Source organism: Tsukamurella paurometabola DSM 20162 (assembly GCF_000092225.1).
Classification (GTDB): domain Bacteria; phylum Actinomycetota; class Actinomycetes; order Mycobacteriales; family Mycobacteriaceae; genus Tsukamurella; species Tsukamurella paurometabola.
Window position 1 is genome coordinate 63117 of sequence record NC_014159.1, and the last position, 22535, is coordinate 85651.

Here is a 22535-nt window from a genome sequence, read left to right on the forward strand (position 1 = left end):
CGGGGTGGCTACGTGCCCGCGAGGACGTCATCGAGATGCATCGACGCGACGTCGAGGGCCTGGGTGGCGGTCCTGTGCCCGAGCAGCACGCTCGTTCCCAGGCCGTTGACCAACGCCACCAGCCGGTACGCCTCCACTGCCGGATCCCGGCTTAAGCTCTCCACATCGGCCTGGCGGAAGGCTTCTTCGACGTCCGTTTCCAGTCGTGTCAGCCCCGCTGCGCCGTCCTTGAGTGCCGGGTCAGTCACCGCGAGCATCGCGAACGAGGTCCCCACCAAGTGAAAGACCCGGCTCGCCTCGTCGTCGGGGATCGCCTCGGCGAGGAACGCATCGAGAACAGTGCGCCCGCCGCCAGCGTTGGCGGCCTGGATGCGGTCGTGCCAACGCTGAATACTCAGCTGCTCTAGATGATTCATCAGCCCTAGGAGCAGGCCCTGCTTGTTCGTGAAGTAGTACTGGACCAGGGTCACCGACATTCCCGCTGCCACCGCTGTGGTGCGCATAGACACCGCATGCAGGCCCTGCTCGGCCGCGACGGACGCTGCTGCCTCAGCGATCTGCCGCCGCCGCACCGCGTGATCAACCCGCTCCGCCATCCGCACCCTTTCGCTCGACACCACCAGACTAATACACTCGTACAATACGAGTGTATTATTCGATCGAGTGTGATTGAGGTAAGTGGATGCGGCAACGATCACGCGAGGCGACCGTGCTGGCGGTGGCCTGTATCGCCCAGTTCATGGTGGTCCTCGACATCTCAGTGGTGAACGTCGCCCTCCCGTCTGGTTGTGACAGCTTGAGTGGGCCCCGGCTCGACGGCTTGACTTGGCCCCGTTCGCGACTCGCCGGTGGTGTTGCGACGGTTTGATCTGGCCCCACTTGATGGTTGCTCGTGAACTGATTTTCACGAGCCGAAACAGGTGGTTGCCAATGATGGGATCGAAGGTGGAGCTGTTCGCGCAGATCCGGCGGGATGCCCGAGTCGAGGGCATGAGTATCCGGGCGTTGGCACGCAAGCATGGCGTGCACCGGCGGACGGTGCGGCAGGCCTTGGCCTGCGCGGAGCCGCCGCCGCGGAAGACTCCGGAGCGCTCGTCGCCGCGGTTGGATCCGTTCAAGGCAGCGATTGATGCGATGTTGCGGTCGGATCTGGATGCTCCGCGTAAGCAGCGGCACACGGCGACGCGAATTCGGGAACGGTTGGCGATCGAGCACGGTGCAACGGGAATTGTCGTATTCGACGGTGCGTGACTACGTACGTGTTCGGCGGGCGCAGATTGAGGTGGAGGCTGGCCGCCGGCGGGAGGTGTTCATCGCGCAGGACCACGCACCTGGGGCGGAGGCGGAGGTCGACTTCGGCGAGGTCTGGGTGATCTTGGGTGGGGTGAAGACCAAGTGCCACATGTTCGTCTACCGACTCTCGCACTCAGGCAAGGCGATCCACCGGGTCTACCCGACTGGCGGGCAGGAGGCGTTCCTGGAAGGGCATGTCAAGGCGTTCCGTGAGCTCGGTGGGGTGCCGACGCGGCATATCCGTTACGACAACCTGACCTCGGCGGTGGTCGCAGTGCTGCAGGGCGGGGACCGGCGGCGGCAGGAGAACCCGCGCTGGACGTTGTTTCACTCGCGCTACGGGTTCGATCCGTTCTACTGCCAGCCGGGCATCGCCGGGGCGCATGAGAAGGGCGGCGTTGAGGGCGAGGTCGGGTGGTTTCGCCGGAACCGTTTGACCCCGATGCCGCAAGTCGAGTCCCTTGATGAGCTCAACGAGCAGATCAAAGCCTGGGAAGCCTGCGACGAGAGCCGCCGGATCGACGGCCGGATACGGACCATCGGCCAGGACTACCAACACGACCGAGTAGCGCTGGCCCCGCTGCCGGTGGAGGACTTCGATCCCGGCCTGATCCTCACGCCGCGGGTGGACCGCTCTGCGATGATCACCGTTCGGATGGTGAAGTATTCGGTGCCGGCGCACCTGATCGGCCGCCGAGTCCGCGTCTCGCTGCAGGCCTCGCAGCTGCTGATCTACGACGGCCGCATCCTGATCGCTCGGCACTCGAGAGTCGCCGGCCGCGGCATCGCGAAGATCGATCTCGATCATTACCTCGAGGTGCTCAAGTTCAAACCCGGCGCGCTACCGGGATCAACAGCGTTGGCTCAAGCGCGGGCTGCTGGGGTGTTCACGCCCGCGCATGATGCGTTCTGGGCAGAGTCCAGGAAGGTCAACGGCGACACTGACGGCACCAGCGAGCTCATCGACGTGCTGCTGCTGCACCGCACACTGCCCGCCGCCGCGGTGATCGTCGGGATCGACGCCGCACTACAAGTCGGGGCCGTGAGCGCGGAGGTCGTCGCCGTCGAGGCCCGCCGCGCCGAAGCCCAGCTGCTCACGAACACCCTGGCCGCCGACGATGACCGGCCGGGTGGGGCCATCGCTGGCCGTCATCACCGTCCCCACACCGATCGGCGTGAGCAACGAGTTGTCAGCCTCACTCAACGCCGCCTCGCCGATCCGGCTGCGGTGATCGCCGGCCTACCACCTGACCGGCGGCCGCTGCCGACGGTGACTGCCTACGACCGACTCCTGCGCCGGCGCACCGCCTCAGATGTCCCACCACCCGCAACCCCGGAAAGGCACCCATGAGTACCACTACCTCGAAATCTCAGACCGCCACCGGCGACTGGATCCGCCACGGCCTACCGCTCTGCCTGATCGGCGACTCCGGAACCGGCAAATCCCACCTACTCATCGGCCTCGGAACCGCCGCCGCCGAACAGGGCTTCCGGGTCCGCTACACCCTCGCCGCCAAACTGGTAAATGAGCTCGTCGAAGCCGCCGACGAGAAGCAACTAGCGAAGACCATCAACCGCTACGGCCGCGTTGACCTGCTCATCATCGACGAACTCGGTTACATGGAGCTCGACCGCCGCGGCGCCGAACTGCTCTTCCAAGTACTCACTGAACGGGAGGAGAAGAACAGCGTCGCGATCGCCTCCAACCAGTCCTTCTCCGGCTGGACCGACACCTTCACCGACCCACGCCTCTGCGCCGCCATCGTCGACCGACTCACCTACCGCGGCACCATCATCGAAACCGGCACCCATAGCTACCGCCTCGCACACGCCGAGGCCGCGACCAGAACTTGATCCCGGTCGCGGCCTCTCGGCAGAGCTGGAAGTGGTTACGCGAACCGCATGACCTCGCTGTAGACGGTCTTTGCATCGTCGAAGTTACGGGAGGAGACGGTCGTAGTCGCGTACGCGACAGCATCGACGCTGCCGATGCAACCCTCAACGCTGATGCGCTTCTCTCCGAAGCGCACGCCGAAGGTCTCGCCGCTCTTCGGCTTGTCGATCTGCTTGGTGCCGGCGGGGAAGTACTTGATCTCACCCGGAGCGGTCTTGATCACCTGATTCTGGCTCATCCCGAGCTGGCCGGAGGTACCAGGATTAACGCTCCCGCCCACGCCGACACCACCAGCAGGAATAGGTCCACCGAGAGCTCCTGCAGCTCCAACTCCGACGGTGGTGTCCAGATGCCCGCCAATCGTCTGATTAGTGCCGATCCAAGACTCGAATCCGCCGTCCTTTACACCGCAGGCGACGACGTAGCCGACCTCAACCGATGCGGACTGCAGATCCTTACCCCCGGTGCTGGTGATCGTGGCCTCACCCTTGCCGTCCACGTACGCAAGCCGCGACTTCTTATCTCCCGCCAGGGGCGGGAACAGACAGTCCCGTATCGCGGGCGTTGGGGACGGCACGCTCGGAGATGGCCTTGTAGGCGGCGAGGACGCGTGCGGTGTCCTCACTGCGTCGCGGGGTGCTCTCGTGCGTCGCGGCGCTGCAGGCGGCGTGCGTGGTGATCTCGGGGCGGCGCTGTGGTTGACGGTGCGGAGCAGGAAGAGCGCGGCGCGGGTGTCGGCGGCTTCGGTGATTGGGCGGGTAATGAGCTGGTGGCGGGCTGCCGGGGTCGCCGCTGGCCATGCGCTGGACGCGGTCGAGTTTGGGTTGCAGGCTCGACCATGCAGGCTCGTCCATCAGCTCCAAGCAGCGCCCTTGGGATCGTCGGTGGTGCCGTCCAGAGCGCGGGTGATGGTGGCGTGGATGGCCTGGCGGTCCAGGCGGTCCTTGACGTAGTCGTAGGCGGGGATGGTGGTGTCCAGGGCGAGGATCCTTGCCATGTACCAGGAGACGACGGAGGTGTCTCCGTCGCGCCACCGCAGGGGTGATGTCACCCTCTTCGGGGTTGTTGAATCGGCGGACCTCGTGCAGTGAGGGCGCGTCGGTCGCGGCGGCGAGCAGGCCGAGGGTGCCGCCGGCTTCGATGGATGGGAGCTGCTGTGGATCTCCGAGGAGCCGAACGACGGCGTCCTGGCTTGCGGCCAGGGCCACGATGCGGTCGAGCTGGTCCCGGCTGGCCATGCCGGGCTCGTCGATGAGGAGCATGTCGCCGGCGCAGACATCGACTTTGCCGAGCTCGAGCATCGCGATGGTGTTGCCGACGATCGCATGCCCGGGGCTGCTGATCTCGGCCGCGAGGATGTCCGCGGCGGCGGCACCCTGATGCGAGAGTGCGACGACGCGGCCGCCACCGAGTTGCCAGACCTCGGCGGCGAGCTTCAATGACGTCGTCTTGCCGGTGCCGGCGGGACCGACACCGACCGCGAGGAGAGTTCCGGTGTGCGTGAAGTGCCGGGCGAGGGCCCGCTGCTCAGCGCTGGGCTCGAACCTTCCCGCTCGTGGACCAGGGCAAGCGCGGCAGCGAAGTCGGTGTCGGTCGACATGTAGACGACCGGCGTCTTGGTGGCCTCGATGAGACGGTTTTCGGTGTTGATGACGCGGGCGCTGGTGAACATCTGCGCGCCCTCGACGGTGAAGATGCGCGCCCCGGAGGCGCGCCGCAGCGTGTCCGGGGTCTGGTTCTCGATCGGGGGTCAGCAGCACCGACAACTGCTCCCCCCATCGCTACCTCGGAGACCCGGTCGGAGAACTCCACGATCTGCTCAGGAGTCGCGTCAGCGGGCAGGACCTCGGCGGCGATCGCCCGGTGCACCGCGGCCTCGACGTGCCAGCGGTTCCACGCGGATTTGTTGTCCGCGAGGCCGTCGACAACCTTGGCGGCAATCATCCTCGGGTCGGCGGTGGCCGGGTCGACGGTGACCACCCGACGAGGCAGCGGCGCGGCATCGGTGGTCTTTCCGAGGGCGCGGTCGACGAGCTCGCGCGTCTGCTCAGGTCCGCCGAGGAGGGTGTCCGCATGGTCGGCCCACTCGGCTCGCATCTCCCCCAGTGACCGCGGGGCTGGCTTGCTGTCGCGGGTCTCCAAGGTCGCCTGCTGCGCGAGCTGATACTGCACCACCTTGGAGGGTTTGCGGCGGTGGTCGCGCTCGTACTCGACGGCGAGCTGACGGAGACGTTCTTCGATCTGCGGGCGGCGTGAGAACTCGTCGCGGACGGCGGCCGGGATGCCAGCGGCCTCGAAGACGGGCTGCGCTCCGTCGCGCTTGACGACGGGCTCGAACTCGACCCGCGGTGGAATTCCTTGCCGCCGAGACGGAGCAGGTGTTCAATGAGATCCGAGAGTCCCTTCCCCTTGAGCAGCGATGTGGACCAAGCTGTTGCGTCAGTTGCCTCCAGCTGGGGTGAGCTCACCGCCCGGCATCCCTCCGCGACGGCAATTCTCGATCCCAGCGTCGTGTCCGACGGTGACCGGGCCGTGACTCTGTCCGACCTGCTGGGTCGGTTGATGCCCGCGTGAGTGGGCTCGTCGGAGTGGATTCTTCCAGCGGCAAGGGCTACCGGGAGACGTCCCGTCCGACGATGCGGTAGACGCCCGCGAAGAAGACGAGCACGCAGATCGCGGCGAAGTACAGCAGCGAGCCGTTGGCACCGCCGAACAGGCTGGTGATCGTGCTCAGCTGGCCCGCGCCGAGCTCGGCGTTACGGAACGGTGCGAGTCGCTGCAGCAGTATGCCGACATCACCCTGTACGAAGGTCACGAAGGTCTCCACGCCGAACCGCCACAGCAGCACCAGTGTGAGGACGAGTCCCGGCCGCGGCACCAGGGAGGCCAGGCCGACCCCGAGCAGGGTGATCAATGCCATGTGCAGCGGCACGCCGACGAGGATCCGGACGCCGGCGGCCGAGAAGACGTCCACCGTTCCCCAGATGTCCGGGTAGAGGACGGGGAATCCGAACAGGAGGATCGCGACGGTGATCGCACTGGTGACCACCGCGATCGCGCCGAAGACGAGGGCCTTGGCGACGGGGAGCAGCCACCGTCGGGGCTGCCGGGCGAACACCAGATCGACTGTGCCGTTGCCGAACTCGGCGGACGTCGAGTACACCGCGCCCGCCATGAGGATGAAGGTGGAGAACATCAGCACCCAGTAGGCGACGTTGTTGGTCTGCATGCCGCCGGCGCCGTTGATCTTGTTCCGGGCGGCGGCCTCGGCGATCGCGAGGTTGATCAGGACCGGGATCAGGACGGCCAGCGGCGCCGCCACCGCAACGGACGGGGCCCGCCACGACAGCTTGGCCAGCTCGCTGCGCACGGCGGCGCCGAGCCCGCTCCGGGACGGGGCCGCGTGGCGACGTTCGATCGTCCGGGTCACTGGGTCTCTCCGGTGCGATCCTCCGCCGCAGCGGGAGTGGTGGTGGACTGCGCGTACGCGACGCTGTCGCGGGTGAGGTCGAGGTAGACCGACTCCAGCGGCCGCGGGCCGGTGGCCCGCGCCAGCAGGTCGTCGCGGGCCTCGTCGCACAGGACCCGCCCGCGCCCGAGCACGACGATGCGGGACGCGGTCACCTCGACCTCCGGCAGATCGTGCGAGGCGACAAGCACAGTGGTTCCGCCCGCGCTGAGGTCGGCGAGCAGGCCGCGCAACCAGAGTAGGCCGTCGACGTCCAGCCCGGTGGCCGGCTCGTCGAGCAGCACCGTCGGCGGATCACCGAGGACGGCGGACGCGATGGACAACCGCTGTGCCATGCCCAGCGAGAAACCGCCGACGCGACGATCCCGGACCGACTGCAGGCCGACCCGCTCGAGGGCCTCATCGGCAGACGATGCGGGCAGCCCGGTCAGGCGCGCCTGCCAGAGCAGATGCGCCCTGGCGGTGTGCGCGGGATGACGGGAGAACGGCCCGAAGCCGACACCGAGCGACCCCGGCCGATGCCGGCCGGCGACCGCTCCGTCGATGAGGATCCGGCCCCGGTCCGGACGGACCAGTCCCGCGACCATGCGCATCACCGTGGACTTGCCGGTACCGTTCGGCCCCAACAGGTACGTGATCGCACCTGTCGGGGCCTCGAAGTCGACGTCGTCGACCACGGTGGTGTCGCCGAGGCGCTTCGTCGCGCCGTAGACACCGATCACGACGTGTGATCAGTAGCCGAAGCTGGGGTTGCCCGTGCAGCCCATCGCGGCGCAGTTGGCCTTCCAGTCGAACTTCCACAGGCCGTCCTCGCGGACGTAGAAGTACGTGTAGGAAGTGGCCGGGAAACCGACGACGATCGCGCTCAGCGGCACGCTGGCCTTCGATCCGTTGACGCTGGCCGGGCCGGTGGTGCGGGCCGAGGCGCCGAGGAAGTCGTACACACCGTTGAAGGACATGACCTTCTCGAGCTCCGGACGGGCCTTCTGGCCGTTCACCGAGACCGCGACCTTCGCGTCCATCGAGATGTTCGGGCTCCAGAACGCGGCGGCCTGCCGCTCGAACTGCGCGGCGGTCGGCTTGTCGGCGCGGACGTACAGATCGCCGGCCGAGGTGTTGCGGACGCCAGTGTCCGCGGACGCGGGGGCGACGGCGAGGGTCGCGGCGGCCGCCGTGGCGACGCCGACGACCGCGAGCTTGATGGAAGTGTGCATGTTTCTGAAACCCTCCTGTTAGATAATTGAGGCAACCCTAAACACAAGGACTTAGGCAATACAAGCCTGACTGTCTGTGCCGACCCTCACAAAGCCCACACACGCTGTACGTATTCGGTGGCCTCGCGGTGCGGTACCGGCGCCAGAACGAGCGTCCAGCCGTCCGGAACCACCGCGAAAGCGGGCCACAGCGAGTGCTCGCCGCGGTCGTTGGTCAGGACGGAGAACAGGGCGTCGGTGTCGTCGAAGGGGTTCATCTCGTCACTCCTCGGTCTTGCGGGCATCGGGTGCGCGCTCGGCGGCGCTCAGGATCGTGTGCAGGGCGTCGAGGACGGCTCCTGCGTCGGCGGGAGAGATCAGCCGAGGCAGGAAGCGCACCTGTACGGACAGCACGGGGCCGCCGGCTCCGGGCCGGAACACCGCGAGCACTTCCAGCGGGAACAGCAGGGGCAGAGCCGGTTCGGGCTGCGCGGGGATCAGGGCCGTGAGGCCCGGATCGAGCACGGGCAGCCAGGGCCCGGACGGCGCCAGGTCGCGCCGACCCAGATAGTTCACCGCCGCCCACCGGGCGCCGCCCTCGTCCGGCCCGGCGGGGACGTGTGTGGTGAACCAGCCGACGGTGCGCGAGGTGTCCGTCCCGTGTCGGGCGTCGTCGCGCCCGTGCCGGGTCAGTGCGAGCGCGGGGGCACCGTCGGGCAGCAGGGCGCAGGCGCGGCGCACCGCGTCGGCGAGGACGGCCTCGACGTCCCGTCCGGTCAGTCGCGCGGACGCGGTGGCGGCGAGCTCGAAGCCGAGCGTCTGTGCGGCAGCGGCGACATCCGCGGGGGACAGGCGGGTGTCGACGCACGCGGGGCCGTCATCGGCGAGGCGGGACGCGTACTGCGCCGCCGTCGAGACCTCGGTCAGCGGCGCGCCGCCCAGCGCCGTCTCCGCGATGTCCTCGCAGAGGATCTGCCAGGACACGCCGTCGGCCAGCAGGTGGTGGATTGCCACCACCAGGAGGTCGTGGTCGTGATCCGGCCGGCGGAGGACGCCCGCGGCGAGCATCCGCCCCGCATCGGCGTCGAGGGACCGCACCGTCCCGGCGATCGCGGCCGGGTCGGTCCCCAGCTCCGCGAGCAGGCCGGCGGCGGACACCGGCGGACCGTCGGCGAGCAGGCGTCCCCCGCTCAGGCGGGCCCGCAGCGCCGGGTGCACGGCGAGGACCGCGTCCAGCACCCGGCCCACCTCGTCGAGCGCGACGCCCGCCGGCACCGCGAACAGCCCGGCCTGGGCGTACCGGGCGTAGCCACCCCCGAGCAGGGTACGGCGCACCAGGGGCAGGGGAGTCAGGTCCACCGCTCCGGAATCGACGTCCGACGGTGCCTCCTGCGCGTCGAGCGCGGCCGCGAGGGTGGCGATCGTCGGATTCGCCATCAAGGTCGCGGGCGACACGGGCAGCCCCGCTCGGCGCAGGCGCCCGACGGCGGCGATCGCGAGGATCGAGTCGAGGCCCAGGTCGAAGAGGTCGGCGTGCACGTCCGTGCCCGCCCCCGGCCAGATCTCCTCCCACACCGCGGCGACGGCGTGTTCCGTCGGCGTGCTCGGCGGGACGCCGGCCTCCGCCGCGGCCAACAGCGCCTCCGCCCGGGCCGTGAGAGCGGCACCGTCGACCTTGCCGTTGCGGGTCAGTGGAAGCCGATCGAGCACGTCGATCCGGGCCGGGACCATGTAGCCGGGGAGGAGCCGCGCGGCGGCGGCCCGCACCGACGGTGCGTCGGCGGAACCCGCGACGAAGCCCACCAGCGTCGCCGAGCCGCCCCGGCGCATCACGACGACGCCGGCCCCGCGCACGCCCGGAGCCGAGGTCAGCGCCGACTCGACCTCGCCGAGTTCGATGCGGTAACCGCGTACCTTCACCTGATCGTCGGCGCGGCCCAGGAAGACGATGCGGCCCCGCGCGTCGAGGCGCACCAGGTCGCCCGTCCGGTACATCCGCGCACCGCCGCCGGCGAACGGATCCGCCACGAACCGCGCGGCCGTCAGGTCCGGCCGGCCCACGTAGCCGCGGGTGAGCTGCGGCCCGCCCAGATACAGCTCGCCGACCGCCCCCGCCGGCACCGACCGCAACCGCCGATCCAGTACGTAGGCCCTGGTCCCCGCCGTCGGCTCGCCGATCCGCGGCGCGCCGGGGGTCACCGCGCCGACTACCGCCTCGACCGTCGTCTCGGTGGGCCCGTAGCAGTTGTACACGTCCGTCTCCGGCAGCGCGGCCAGCCGGTCCCACAGATGCGGCGGGATCGCCTCGCCGCCGAGCGCGAGCACGTGCAGGCGCTCGTCACCGTCGACCAGGCCCGCCTCAGCGAGCTGCCCGAACAGCGACGGCGACGTGTCGATCATGTCGATGCCCTCGTCGCCGAGCACCGCGATCATCGCCTGCGCGTCCCGGATCTCGGCGTCCGAGAGCAGCCGCAGGTGATGCCCCGCGAACAGCGCCAGCAGCGGCTGCCACGAGGCGTCGAAACTCAACGACCAGCCGTGCGCGACCCGCAGCGGCCGGCCCAGCCGCTCCTGCGCCGGCCGGTACATCCGGTGCACGTGGTCGGCGCGGTAGGCGGCCAGCGCGCCGTGGGTGCCCAGGACGCCCTTCGGCTCGCCCGTGGAACCCGACGTGAAGATGACATACGCATCGTCGTCCGGGCCCAGGTCCACCGGCCGTGGGGTGCCCGCTCCGGCGGTCTCCGGCGGCACCACGACCGGCAGCGCGCCGGCCGTGCGCTGCGCGTGTTCGGTGGTCGCGACCACCGCCCGCACCGCGGCACGCTCGAACATCGCGGCGATCCGATCGTCGGGCAGGTCCGGAGCCAGGGGAACGTACGCGGCCCCGACGGTGAGCGCCGCGAGGATCGCGATCACCGCCCGTTCGTCACGATCGGCGAGCAGCCCCACGCGATCGCCGCGGCCGATGCCGGCGGCGGAGAGCGCGACGGCGGCCGACGCGACCCGGCCGCCCAGCTCGCCGTAGCTCAGCACGGTCTCGGCGGTGCTCAGCGCGGGCGCGTCGGGCATCGACGCCACCAGGTCCGCGAACAGGCGCGGCAGCGGGGTGAATCCGCCCGCGACGGACCGCTCGACGCCGGCCGTCGACGCCGAGGGCGGAACCAGATCGCCCGGACGTTCCACCGGCAGCGCGCCGACGGTGCCCGTGGTCGGGAGGGCGCGCAGCACCTGCAGCAGGCGTTCACCCAGCTCGGCGGGGCGCGGGACGGCGTCGAGGCCGTCGACCGCCTCGATCACGACGGTCAGTCGCGGCGCACCGTCGGACGGGTCGATCAGGGCCACCACCGAGAGGGGGTAGTGCGCCAGCGAGCGCATGGTGACGGGCCGGAACGCGGCACCGTCGGACGTGCGGACCGTGGCCGTCGCATCACCGAGCGGCGCGTTCTCGAAGACGAAGAGCGTGTCGAACAGTGGGCCGCCCGATTGTCGGGCGATGTCCGCGAGCGGTACGTGCCCGACCGACCGCATCCGGGCGGCCTCGGCCTGCAGGGCGGCGCACGCGGCGGCGGGGGCGGCGTTCGGGTCGATCCGGACCCGCTGCGGCACGGTGTTGATGAACAGCCCGACCATCGACTCCACGCCCGGCAACACCTCGGGCCGGCCCGCCACGACGGTGCCGAACACCACGTCGTCGCGATCGGTCAGCCGGCCGAGCACCGTCGCCCAGGCGGTCGCGGTGACCGCGGCGGGGGTCAGCCCGTTCGCCCGGCCCCAGTCGAGGACGGTGGCCGTGTCCGCAGCGCTGAGCGTGCAGGTCACGGACCCGGATACGGTGCCCGGCCGGACGGGACCCGAGCCCAGCGTCGTGGGCGACGTCCCGTCGAGGTGCTCGGCCCACGCGGCGAGGCCGACCTCCGGTGATTGCGCGGCCAGCCAGGCGACGTAGTCGCGGAACAGCGGGGCGGGAGGCAGCGGGATGCCGTCGTAGAGGGCGAGCAGCTCGCGGAAGAACAGGGCCATCGACCAGCCGTCGAGCAGGATGTGGTGCGCGGTGAACACCAGCCGCGCGCCGCCGTCGTCGACGAGGACGTGTGTCGCGCGCAGCAGCGGACCGTCCGCGAGGTCGAACGGGGCGTCCGCGTCCGCGCGAAGGAAGGCGTCCAGCTCGTCCGCCGCGACTCGGCGTTCGAACCACGGCAGGACGGCCCGGTCGGGTACGACCTGGACCGGGCGGGGCACGTCGCGATCCCAGATGCTCGCCCGCAGGTGGGGGTGGCGGTCGAGGACGGCCTGCGCGGCGCTGCGCAGGCGGGCGGGATCGGCACCGTCCAGGTCGATCACGAACTGCATGGTGTACACGTCCACGCCGTCGGTGAGCGCGGCCAGTGCGTGCAGGCCCGCCTGCAGCGGGGTGAGCGCGAGGACGTCCTCGATCCGGGGCGCGTCGGAGGTGCTCCCGGACATCAGCGATCCTTCCAGGCGGCGGTGAGGGCGGCGAGCTGATCGGCGTCGAGGCCAGAGGCACTCATCGCCGCCGCACCGGTGGTGCTCACGGGTGCCGCACCGGTGGTGCTCGCGGGCGCTGCGGCATCCGCGCCGTCCGGGGTGGCCGGACCGGGCCCGGCCGCGGTGGCGGCGGCGACCAGCTCGCCGAGCGTCGCGGTCGCGAAGACCAGCTGCGGCGTGACAGGGACGCCGATCGCGGTGGCGCGGGCGGCGAACTGCAGCGAGGTCACGCTGTCGCCGCCGACGGCGAAGTAGTTGTCGTCGGCGGTGATGCCGGGCACGCCGAGCAGCTCGGAGAGGATGTCGAGCAGCTGCGACAGCGCCTCCTCCGCGGAGAGCGCGGATCCTGTTGTCCCGAAATCCGTTCTGGCGCAATCCGCAGCCGCATCGAGCAGCGGGGCCACCGGCTCGGTGCGGACCCCGAGCTCGGGCAGCACGGCGTCGACGCGGGTCGCCGGGTCGACGAAAGCGGCGAGCACCCGGGCCACGGCGTCGGCGAGACGCGCAGCCGTCGCTGCGGTGTAGACCGCCGGACCGGCGATGACGGCACCGTCGTACCCCCCGTCAGGGGTACCGAACAGGCTGACCGCAAGGTCGACGAGGGCGACGTCGAAATCCATCGGTAGGCGGGTGGCACCCAGTCCCGGGGCGACCGTGCGCGGGGCGAGGACAGCGGCGTCGTCGCGGACGTGCAGCACCGTCTGGAACAGCGGATTGCGGCCCGGTCCTCGTTCGGGTGCGACTGCGTCCACCACCAGCTCGAAGGGCACCTGCTGCCGGTCGAAGGCGAGCGCCGCCGCGGATCGTGCGCTGTCGAGGACGTCCGCGAGGGTGGACTCCGGCCGGACCGTCGTGCGCAGCACCACCATGTTCGCGATCAGGCCGGCCATCGCGTCGAGGGCCGGTTCGGTGCGCGCGGAGGCCGCGGTGCCGATGGCGATGTCACGGCCGCCCGCCACGCGGTGCAGCACCACCGCCAGGGCGGCGTCGGCAAGGACGAACTCCGTCGCACCGTGCCGCTGAGCGACCTCGCGCAGCCGCGCCCGCAGCGCAGGCTCCACGTGGAACACTGCGCGATGCCCGCGGGTCAGTGTCAGCTCGGCCCGCCGCGGGTGGTCGTGCAATGCCGGGATCTGGCCCGGCAGGTCGCGCAGGCCAGCCGCGACCGCGTCGACGGCGGCGCGGCCGGACTCCGAGCCGAAGACCTCGGCCTGCCAGAGCGCGTGATCGGCGAACCGGTGCGCGGGCGGGGCCGCGACCGGTGCGCCCAGCGTGCGCGCGCGATACGCCGCGAAGAGATCGTCGACCAGGATCTCCATCGACCGGTGGTCGGTCACCAGATGGTGCACCACCACCTGCAGGACCGTCGCCGTGCCGGTGACGAGGAGCTGCGCACGCAGCATCGGGGCGCCCTCGAGCGGGAAGGGCCGGGCGAGGAAGGCCGCACGTGCCCCGGCGGGATCCTCGGCGACGCGCACGGTGGGAAGCTCCGGAGTCCAGGAGCCGAGGACCCGGGCGGTCGGCACGCCGTCGTCGGTGGAGAAGACGGTGCGCAGACTGTCGTGCCGCGCCACCACGTCGCCCAGTGCCGCGGCCAGCGCCTCGGCGTCGACGGGGCCGTCGAGCCGCACAGCCGCTTCGATGACCCCCGCGCCGGGAGCCGCGTCCACCCCGGCGGCGAGTGCGGCGGCGAACCAGATCGAGCGCTGCGAGGCCGTGAGCGGCACCGTGTCAGGAAGGGTCGCATGCCGGGCGAGCAGGGGCAGCCGCAGCTCGCCGCCCGCGCCGACGTCGATCGCCGCGGCGATCTGCTCGACCGTCGGCCCGTCGAACACCGCCCGCACCGAGAGCTCGATGCCGGATTCGGCGCGCAGCTGCGCGACCAGCCGGGTGACCAGCAGCGAGTGGCCGCCGAGGACGAAGAACGAGTCGGTCGCCGCGATCTCGGTCGCGGGCCGGTCGAGGAGTCTCGCCACGGCAGCGGCGACGGTGCGCTCCGTGGCCGTGGCGGGGGAGCGGCCCCCTGAGGCCGCGGCGCGCTGCGGCGCCGGCAGCGCCGAGCGGGCGAGTTTGCCGTTCGGGCCGATCGGCAGCGCGTCGAGCACGACGTACGCGCTCGGCACGAGGTGCGCGGGCAGCGCGCGCTCGGCGGCCGCGGCCACCGCCGCCACGTCCACCTCGGCGGGGCAGAGGTAGGCGGCGAGGGCCGGGCCCGTCACCGGATCGTCAACAGCGACGACCGCCGCCCCGCCTACGCCCTCGAGCCCGGACAGCACGGCCGCGACCTCACCGGGTTCGATGCGGAAACCGTGGATCTTCACCTGATCGTCGGTGCGGCCGAGGAACTCCAGATCGCCGTCGGCACGCCGGCGCACCCGGTCACCGGTTCGGTACATACGGCCGCCACTGCGCCACGGGTCGGCCACGAACTTCGATGCCGTCGCCACCGGGTCGCCCAGGTAGCCGAGCGCCAGCTGCTCGCCGCCGAGGTACAGCTCTCCCGCGATACCGTCCGGGACCGGGGTCAGCGCACGGTCCAGCACGTAGAGCGCCGTCCCGGGCGTGGGGCCGCCGATCGGCACCGTCTCGCCCGCGCGGGGTTCGTCGACCATTCGGCCGGTCGCGGCGACCACCGCCTCGGTGGGCCCGTAGTTGTTGCTGATGCGTGCGCCGAGTACCGCCCGCGCGCGGTCGGCCACGCCGCCGGGCAGGGCCTCACCGCCGACGGGGATCCAGCGGACCGACCGCCAGCGCGCTGCGTCCGGCAGCATCAGGTAGGTCGCCAGGGTCGACGGGACCATGTGCACGACGCTCACGCGGTGCCGCGCGACCAGCTCGCTGATGTAGCCGAAGTCCGCCGCCCCGCCCGGGCGGCCGATCACGAGCGTGGCTCCCGCGGTGAGTGTGCCGAAGACCTCGAAGACGGAGGCGTCGAAGCTGACGGAACCGGTCAGGAGCAGCCGATCGGTCGGGTCCAGTGATTCGGCCGTCAGGTGGCCGGCCAGGTGCTCGGCGATCGCCGCGTGGGCGACGACCACTCCCTTGGGCCGGCCCGTGGATCCGGACGTGTAGATCACGTACGCCGGATCCTGCGGCCGGGTCCGGGTGATACGGGTGCGGTCGGCGGTGTCGACAGTGCCCTGCGCACCGTCCAGCGCGACCCGGACGGCGGCGGCATCGAGCACGAGGCGCGGCCGCGCGTCGCCCAGGAGCAGCCGCTTGCGCTCCGCGGGGTAGGCGGGATCGACCGGCAGGTACGCGGCCCCGAGCTTCATCACCGCGAGCGCGGCGACGGGGAAGTCGATGCCGCCGCCCAGGTCGAGCGCGACCACGTCGCCCTGCTGCACACCGCGGCGATCGAGCACGCGGGCGAGTACCTCGGCGCGCCGGTCGGCCTCGGCGTAGGTGACCGCGTCCTCGTCGGTGAGCAGCGCGAGCGCCTCCGGCGCGCGGTCGACGGCCGCCTCCCACAGCCCGGTCAGGGTGTCCGGGTGCCCGGCATCGACGGCGCGCCCGCGGCCCGCGGCGATCAGGTCGTCGGCGTGTGGCGCGGTGGTGAGGGGCAGGGTCCGCACGTCCGCGTCGGGATCGGCGACGGTGGCCGCCAGCAACACCGGCAGCGCCGTGAGGTACGCCTCGACGGCCGCCGGGTCGACCCGGCCGCGCCGGAACCGCACCTCGATCCGGCTCTCCGGCGTCCCGGGCGCGGCGCGGATGACAGACGCCTCGAACGGCACCTGCGCGCCGGGCGTCGCCAGCTCGAGCGGCGCGGAGGCGATGCCCTCGAGGTCCGGCCCTGGGACCGCCGCACGAGTGGAGAAGCTCAGCTGCGCGAGCCGGGCGAAGCCGTCGGCGTCGCCGGCCCGCGCAGGGTCGAGTGCGCCGATCACCGCGTCCACCGGCACGTCCGCGAAGGCGAGGGCCGCGGCACCGTCGTCCTGCACGCGCAGGGCGGCGGTCCGGAAGCTCTCGCCCGGACGAGCCGTCAGGCGGCGCACGGTGATGGTCCCGAAGTAGCCGATCGCGTCCTCCGTGCCGGCCGGGCGCGCCGTCACCGGCACCGAGACGGCGGCGTCGTCGGCATCGAACAGCCGCGCCACCAGTACCGCGTGCGCGGTCAGCAGCCACGTGAACGGGGTGACGCCCAGGGCGCGGGCCGCGCCGGCGACCGCGTCGTCGAGGCCGTCCGGCAGTGCGGCCGACGCGCTCGCCGGTCCGACATCGGTCCCCGTATCGCCGGGCAGCGCGACCGGATCCGGCAGCGGGCGCAGCCGCTCCGCCGCGGCGGCCACCCGCTCCCGGTCCGCCGGTGCCGGCGCGACGACCGCACGTCCCGCTGCGGCCGGCGGCAGCGACCGGCCCGCGTAGGCCGCGGCCAGGTCCGTCAGCAGCAGTGCGAAGGAGGCGTCGTCGAAGGCGATGTGGTGCACCACCAGCGCCAGCACGTGCTCGCGGGCGGCGGTCCGGATCAGGTGCGCGCGCAGCAGCGGGTCCCGCGACAGGTCGAAGGGCGCGTCCGCGTCCCGCCGGGCGAGCACTCGGATCCGGCGTTCCCGTTCACCCTCGGTGAGGTCGGTGAGGTCGGTGCGCTGCCAGCCGACCTGCGCCGCCCGGACCGTGCGCCGCGGGCCGGCGCCGTCCTCGTCGAAGACGGTGCGCAGGGCGGGATGCCGCTCGACCACGGCGTGCAGCGCGCCGAGCAGCCGGTCCGCGTCGAGCTCGCCCGTGAGGCGGTACGCGAACGGGATGTTCAGCTCCGTGCCCGACGGATCGCGGCGCTGGCCGAACCACATCCGCCGCTCGGGGGCGGTCAGTGCGGCGGGGTCGGCCGCGACCGACGACGGTGTGGTCGTGAGCCCGGCGGCACGGAGGCGGCGCGCGAGGAGCTCGCGGCGGGCGGTGGTGAGGTCGTTCGTCACTGCATGGTCCTTCGTGTCCGTCGGTGATCCGGGGGCGGATCAGCCGGCCAGGGTCGCGCTGACCTCGGCGAGCGTCGCGCCGCCGAGGATCGCCTCGAGCGGGAGTTCGGCGTCCAGTTCGTCGCGGACCGCGGTGCGCAGCTCCAGGGCCTGCAGGGAGTCGAGTCCCAGGGCGACGAGCGCGACATCGGGGTCCAGCGTGTCCGCGGGCACCGCGAGCGCCCGCGCGAGGTGGTGCCGGAGCACCGCCGCGACATCGGCGCCCCCGCCCGGCGCGGGTCCGGGGGCGGCGTCGGTGGTCACGGTCACGGTCGCGGGGGCGTCGGGCGCTGTCCCGGGGACCGCGTCCGACGGTGCCGGAACGGCGGGGGTGGTGTCCTCGGTGAGATCGGTGAGCAGCGCCGCCGCGCCGAACGCCGCGGCGACATCGCGCAGCCGCGGCAGGTCGACGGCGGTGATCACTGGCTCGGGACCGGTCGAGCGGGCGAGCGCGGCCAGCGCGTCGGGGGCGGCCAGCGGGATCACCCCGGCCGCCGTGACGGCCGCGAAGCCCGCCTCGTCGAGCGGACCGGCCTGCTCCCACAGGCCCCACCGCACGGCGGCGGCCCGTCGTCCGGCCCGCCGGAGCGCGGCGGCCTCGGCCTCGGCCAGCGTGTTCGACGCGGCGTACCAGGCCTGGCCCGCGCCGGGAAGCGCGGCGGCGGCGGAGCTGCAGGTCAGCAGCGTCGCATCCGGCACCGCCTGCGCGAGCGTGCGTAGTCCGCCCACCTTGGCCGCGGCCGCGGCGGTGAAGTCCGATGCATCGAGATCCGTTGCGGCACAACGTCGATATCCGACGGCGGCGTGCACGACGAGGTCGATCGCGCGCCCGGCGCCGGCGAGGGCGGTGGCGACGGCCGCCGGGTCCGTGACATCGCACGGCACCACCGTGACCGCGCAGGCGGGATGGCGGCGGGCGATCCGGGCCAGCGCGTGCCGGACGGTCGTTCCCCCGCCCGAGCGGGAGAGCAGAGTGACCGAGGCGGCGCCGTGGGCCGCCGCGTGCGCCGCGAACGCGAGCCCCAGGTGTCCGGTACCCCCGCTGATCACTACGTTCCGCGCAGTCTCCAGCAGTCCCGCAGGAGGCTCCGTGCCCGTTTCGGTGGGCTCGGCGTCGACCCAGCGTTCGGCGCGCACGGCGCCGGACCGCAGGGCCAGACGCGGCTCGCCCGCCACGTGCAGCGCGTGGATCGCGGTGCCGGCCTGCGCCGCCGCGTCGGCGCGCGGATCGAGATCGAGGTGCCGGACCTCGACGCCGGGCAGGTCCGCGCCGAACGCGCGGAAACCGACGGCGATCGCCGCGGCGGCACCGTCGGGCCCCGGGTCGGCCGGGTCCGCGACGACCGCCCCCGCCGTGACGGCGGCGATCCCGGCCGCGGGCTGTACTCCGGCCCACCAGCGGCGATCGGCGAGCAACTCGCCGACGGCGGCGATCGTCGTGTCGGTCTCCGCGGATCCCGGGACGAGGACCACCGCGATCTCGTCGTCACCGGCGCGGTCGCTACGGCGGGCGGGTGTCCCGTACCGGGCCGCGGCGTCGAGGAGGGCGGCGGCCAGGTCGGCGTGCGCCCCGGTGGGGTCGATGATCGCGAGCGGTCGCGGTGGCGCGCTGACCGGTGCGTCGAGATCGGTCCAGACGGTGTCGAGGACACGCGTGCGGGGCCGGACGGGCCCCGCGGTCGCGGGCCGGCCCGGGAGGGCGGCCCACAGGCGTTGCCGGGACAGCGGGGCCGCGGGGAAGCCGGGCGGCAGTTCCTCCGCGACCAGTGTGCGCTGGACGTCGAGGTCGCGGGCGTGGGTCACGAGCACGTCGGCGACCGCGGAGGAGAATTCCGACAGGTCGGTCGCGTCGCGCCGCGAGCTGCCGGTCACGGTGGCGCGGGCACCGGCGTCGGCGATGTTCTCGTGCAGTGCGAGCTGCAGCGTGGGGTGCTCGGCGAGCTCGATCAGCCGGTCGGCGCCCGCGTCGAGTGCGGCCCGCGTCGCGAGGTCGAACCGGACCGGGTTCTTGAGGTTCCAGAACCAGTAGTCGAGGAAATCGGTGTCGGCGGGGACGGCCTCGCCGAGCGTGCCGCCGATGAGCAGGTGCTCGGTGGGCAGGAACGCGGGATGGTCCATCACGCCCATCCACTTCTCCCGCAGGTGCCACATGGAGCCCACGAGCGAGGTGTGCGCGGGGTACTCGACCCGGATCTCGCGGGCGAAGATCCCCCGCTCGGTGGCCTGCGCGACCAGCCCCGCCACCACGTCGCGCTCACCGCTGACGCACAGCACGTGCGCCGAGTTCACCACGGACAGTTCCGCGAAGCCGACGGTCCGGGCCAGCATGGCCGCGCACCGCTCGCGGTCGGTGCCGAGCACCGCCATCGAATGCCCGGTGGGCGCGTTGTCGCGGACCGCGAGGGCGCGCCGCGTGACCAGCCGCAGCCCGTCGGCGAGGCCGACGGTGCCCGCGGCGACCGCCGCGGCGATCTCACCCTGGCTGTGCCCGACGTGGATCCGCGGCTCGATGCCGGCTGCCCGCCACATCGCGGCCAGGCCGAGCGCCTGCATGAAGATCGCGGGCTGGACCACCTCGACGGGGACGGGCCGGCCGCCCTGCTCCCACTCGCCGGTGCCGAGCAGGTAGTCGCGGGCCGACGAGCCGAAGACCTCCAGCGCGATCGCGTGGATCTTCTCGACCGTGTCGCGGTACACCGCGGACTCGCGGTGGAACAGCGCGCCCATGCCCCGGCGCTGGCTGCCCTGGCCCGGGAAGACGAACGCCGGCGCGCCCGCGGCGGCGACGCCCGTGTGCAGGCCGGGAACGGCGGTACCGACCGGGCGCACCGGGTCCGCTGCCAGCGCGTCGAGGGCGGTGACGAGCTCGCCGCGGTCGTCGGTGTGCACGATCGCGCGGTGCCGCCGCAGGTCGCGCGTCGCGACCAGCGCCGCGGCGACGGCGGGCAGCGGTACCTGCGGGTGCTCGGTGAGGTAGCGGCGGAGCTGCGCGGCGGCGGCGGCGAGGGAATCGGCACCGTCGGCGCTGAGCACGAAGGCCGGGAGGCCGTCCGGGAGCAGGGGTGCACCGTCGATCCGGGGACGGAGCCCCGGCGTCGAACCGGACCGGGAGAGGGTCGGGGAACTCATTGCGTGCCTCCCGCGGTGATGAGGGCGTGGGCGTTGGAGCCCGCCACGCCGAACGAGGAGACCGCGGCGATGCGGCGGCCGTCGGCGGCGGGGCGGAAGGGCTGCGCGGCGTGCGGCAGCGCCAGCGCGCCCGCGCCCCAGTCGTGCCGCGGGGTCGGGGGATCGGCGTGCAGGGTGGCGGCGACCACGCCCGCGCGGGCGCACAGCACCGCCTTGGCCAGCCCGAGGACGCCGGCCGCGGCCTGCGTGTGCCCGGTCGCCGACTTGATCGATCCCAGCCAGCAGACCCCGGCGCGGCCGTACGCGGTGGCGAGGGCGGCCAGTTCCGCCGGATCCCCGAGCGGCGTGCCCGTGCCGTGGCCCTCGACCATGCCCACGTCGTCCGGGTCTACGCCCGCGACGGCGAGGGTGTCGGCCACGAGCGCGGTCTGCGCCGCCTCGCTGGGCACCACGATCGGGCCGCCGCCGCCGTTGTGCGAGACCCGGGTCGCCAGCACCTCCGCCAGCACCGGGCGCCCGGCCGCCGCGGCGTGCGCCGCGGTCTCCACGACCAGCACCCCCGCGCCCTCACCCCAGACGGTGCCGGCCGCGCCGGCTCCGTAGGCGTGCAGCACGCCGTCGGGGGCGAGCGCGTGGTTCTTGGAGAACTCGTAGAAGGCGGCGGGCGAGCCCATCACGCAGACGCCGCCGACGAGGGCGAGCTCGCAGTCGCCCGAGCGCAAGCCGGCGATCGCCACGTGCAGCGCCGTCAGCGAGGACGCGCAGGCGGCGTCCACGGTCATCGCGGGGCCGACGGTGCCCAGATGATGCGCGATCCGCCCGGCGACGGCGCCGAGCGCGGCCCCGGCGACCCGGTGCCCGGCGTACTCGTTGACCTCGGCCGGGGACGGGCCGTACTCCATCGCCGATGCGCCGAGGTAGCAGCCCGTCCGGGTGCCGTGCAGCGACCGCGGTGCGATGCCCGCGTGCGCCAGCGCCCGGTGCGCGACCCGCAGTGCGACCCGCTGCTGCGGGTCCATCGCGATCGCCTCCCGCGGGCTCAGCCCGAAGAACGCCGGATCGAACTCCGCGGCCGCGTCGAGGAACCCACCGCGGTCGGGGACCCGCTGGTAACCGCGCCGCTCGTGCAGCGCGAAGATCTCGCCCAGGTCCCAGCCACGATCCCGGGGGAAATGACCGGTGAGGTCCTCACCGGTCTCCAGGGCGTCCCACAGCTGCTCGACGGTCTCGACGCCGCCGGGCGCCTCGAGCCCGATGCCGGTGATGACGATCCGGTCGGCCGCGGTCGGCGCGCTCACGCGCGGACTCCGGACGGGGCGAGAAGCCGGACCACCGCGGGGATCTGGGCGTCGACGAAGAAGTGCCCGCCGGGCAGCAACTGCACCGCGGCACCCGCGGTGGTGTGCGCGGACCACTGATGCAGGTGCGCGGGCGGGACCGCCGGGTCGTCGAGGCCGCCGAGTGCGGTCACGGGAGCATCGACGGTGACTCCCGCCCCGCACGTGTACGCGTCGAACGCCGCGAAGTCGGCGCGCATGGCGGGCAGCGCCATCCGGGCGATGGCGCTCTCGGCGAGCACGGCCGGATCGCTGCCGTCGAGCAGCGCGGCGCGGGCGAGCAGGGCCTCGTCGGTCGACGGGTGCGGGGGCAGCTCCGCGATGCGGCTCGGGGCCACGCCCGCGGAGGGGACCAGGTGCGCGACGGTGATGCCGGCGGCCTCCAGCGCCCGGACGGCCTCGAAGGCGACGATCGCGCCCATGCTGTGCCCGAACAGGGTGAGCGGGCCGCCGTCGAGCTGCGGTCGCAGGTCGGCGACGGCGCCCTGGGCGAGCCCGGAGAGCGAACCGGGGTGGGGTTCGGCGGCGCGGTCCTGCCGTCCCGGGTACTGCACGATCAGGACGCGGGCGCCTGCCTCGGTGAGTGCGGCGGACAGGAGTCGGTACGCGGAGGCGCCGCCCCCGGCGTGCGGGAAGAGGACCACCGTGCGGGCCGATTCCGGTCCGGCGGGATGGAACTGACGTACCCAGCCGCGGTTCGTGCTCATCGTCTGGCCTCCTGGATCTCGCTGCCCGGATGGGCGACTATACTCACCG

The 22535-nt window shown here is 72.7% G+C and carries 13 protein-coding genes and 3 pseudogenes; 3 read left to right on the forward strand and 13 right to left on the reverse strand.

Annotation, left to right across the window (positions count from 1 at the left end; genetic code table 11):
* Positions 1-8 precede the first annotated feature (8 nt).
* A complete protein-coding gene (locus tag TPAU_RS21515) occupies positions 9-596 on the reverse strand; it encodes a TetR/AcrR family transcriptional regulator (RefSeq protein WP_013128853.1) in 588 nt (195 codons plus the stop codon).
* A 337-nt stretch (positions 597-933) separates the two neighbouring features.
* On the opposite strand from TPAU_RS21515, the pseudogene istA reads away from it, so the two are divergent.
* Positions 934-2644, forward strand: a pseudogene (gene istA / locus TPAU_RS21520) (IS21 family transposase).
* A gap of 23 nt (positions 2645-2667) precedes the next feature.
* Positions 2668-3147 (forward strand): annotated as a pseudogene (locus TPAU_RS21525) (ATP-binding protein); the annotation flags it as partial.
* Between the two features lie 35 nt (positions 3148-3182).
* Here the strand turns inward: TPAU_RS21525 and TPAU_RS22635 are convergent.
* A complete protein-coding gene (locus TPAU_RS22635; RefSeq protein WP_245537957.1) occupies positions 3183-3686 on the reverse strand; it encodes an MspA family porin in 504 nt (167 codons plus the stop codon).
* Between the two features lie 19 nt (positions 3687-3705).
* Positions 3706-4947, reverse strand: coding sequence for an AAA family ATPase (locus TPAU_RS23665; protein ID WP_160160301.1), 1242 nt, complete (start codon positions 4945-4947; stop codon positions 3706-3708).
* 103 nt (positions 4948-5050) lie between these two features.
* Here TPAU_RS23665 and TPAU_RS23670 point away from each other — a divergent pair, with 103 nt between their 5' ends.
* Positions 5051-5296, forward strand: a complete 246-nt coding sequence (locus tag TPAU_RS23670) for a hypothetical protein (RefSeq protein WP_041945397.1) — start codon at positions 5051-5053, stop codon at positions 5294-5296.
* An 18-nt stretch (positions 5297-5314) separates the two neighbouring features.
* Here the strand turns inward: TPAU_RS23670 and TPAU_RS23855 are convergent.
* From TPAU_RS23855 to TPAU_RS21590, 10 genes and pseudogenes are all read right to left on the reverse strand, one after another.
* Positions 5315-5542: pseudogene (locus TPAU_RS23855) on the reverse strand (relaxase domain-containing protein); the annotation flags it as partial.
* A 256-nt stretch (positions 5543-5798) separates the two neighbouring features.
* Positions 5799-6617, reverse strand: coding sequence for an ABC transporter permease (locus tag TPAU_RS21550; RefSeq protein WP_013128856.1), 819 nt, complete (start codon positions 6615-6617; stop codon positions 5799-5801).
* On the reverse strand, positions 6614-7378 hold the full coding sequence (locus tag TPAU_RS21555) for an ABC transporter ATP-binding protein (protein ID WP_013128857.1): 765 nt from the start codon (positions 7376-7378) through the stop codon (positions 6614-6616). Before TPAU_RS21555 ends, TPAU_RS21550 begins: the two co-directional genes overlap by 4 nt.
* Positions 7379-7387: 9 nt before the next feature.
* Positions 7388-7870 carry an MTB12 C-terminal domain-containing protein gene (locus tag TPAU_RS21560; protein ID WP_013128858.1) on the reverse strand — a complete coding sequence of 161 codons (483 nt, stop codon included), beginning with the start codon at positions 7868-7870 and terminating at the stop codon, positions 7388-7390.
* 86 nt (positions 7871-7956) lie between these two features.
* Positions 7957-8127, reverse strand: a complete 171-nt coding sequence (locus TPAU_RS21565; protein ID WP_013128859.1) for an MbtH family protein — start codon at positions 8125-8127, stop codon at positions 7957-7959.
* A gap of 4 nt (positions 8128-8131) precedes the next feature.
* A complete protein-coding gene (locus tag TPAU_RS21570; protein ID WP_013128860.1) occupies positions 8132-12313 on the reverse strand; it encodes a non-ribosomal peptide synthetase in 4182 nt (1393 codons plus the stop codon).
* Entirely contained in the window at positions 12313-17274 is a 4962-nt protein-coding gene (locus TPAU_RS21575) for a non-ribosomal peptide synthetase (protein ID WP_013128861.1), read from the reverse strand. The genes TPAU_RS21570 and TPAU_RS21575 overlap by 1 nt, the downstream gene beginning before the upstream one ends.
* Before the next feature lie 39 nt (positions 17275-17313).
* Positions 17314-20442, reverse strand: a complete 3129-nt coding sequence (locus TPAU_RS21580; protein WP_013128862.1) for an SDR family NAD(P)-dependent oxidoreductase — start codon at positions 20440-20442, stop codon at positions 17314-17316.
* Complete coding sequence (locus tag TPAU_RS21585; RefSeq protein ID WP_013128863.1) at positions 20439-21740, reverse strand: beta-ketoacyl [acyl carrier protein] synthase domain-containing protein; 1302 nt, start codon at positions 21738-21740, stop codon at positions 20439-20441. Before TPAU_RS21585 ends, TPAU_RS21580 begins: the two co-directional genes overlap by 4 nt.
* Positions 21737-22486, reverse strand: a complete 750-nt coding sequence (locus TPAU_RS21590) for a thioesterase II family protein (protein WP_013128864.1) — start codon at positions 22484-22486, stop codon at positions 21737-21739. Before TPAU_RS21590 ends, TPAU_RS21585 begins: the two co-directional genes overlap by 4 nt.
* Between the last annotated feature and the right edge of the window lie 49 nt (positions 22487-22535).

Excerpts from the sequence above, each read along its gene's own strand:
- TPAU_RS21515 (WP_013128853.1), bottom strand. The coding sequence starts at position 596 with ATGGCGGAGCGGGTTGATCACGCGGTGCGGCGGCGGCAGATCGCTGAG.
- TPAU_RS21560 (WP_013128858.1), bottom strand. The coding sequence starts at position 7,870 with ATGCACACTTCCATCAAGCTCGCGGTCGTCGGCGTCGCCACGGCGGCC.
- TPAU_RS21565 (WP_013128859.1), bottom strand. The coding sequence starts at position 8,127 with ATGAACCCCTTCGACGACACCGACGCCCTGTTCTCCGTCCTGACCAAC.
- TPAU_RS21570 (WP_013128860.1), bottom strand. The coding sequence starts at position 12,313 with ATGTCCGGGAGCACCTCCGACGCGCCCCGGATCGAGGACGTCCTCGCG.
- TPAU_RS21580 (WP_013128862.1), bottom strand. The coding sequence starts at position 20,442 with ATGAGTTCCCCGACCCTCTCCCGGTCCGGTTCGACGCCGGGGCTCCGT.
- TPAU_RS21590 (WP_013128864.1), bottom strand. The coding sequence starts at position 22,486 with ATGAGCACGAACCGCGGCTGGGTACGTCAGTTCCATCCCGCCGGACCG.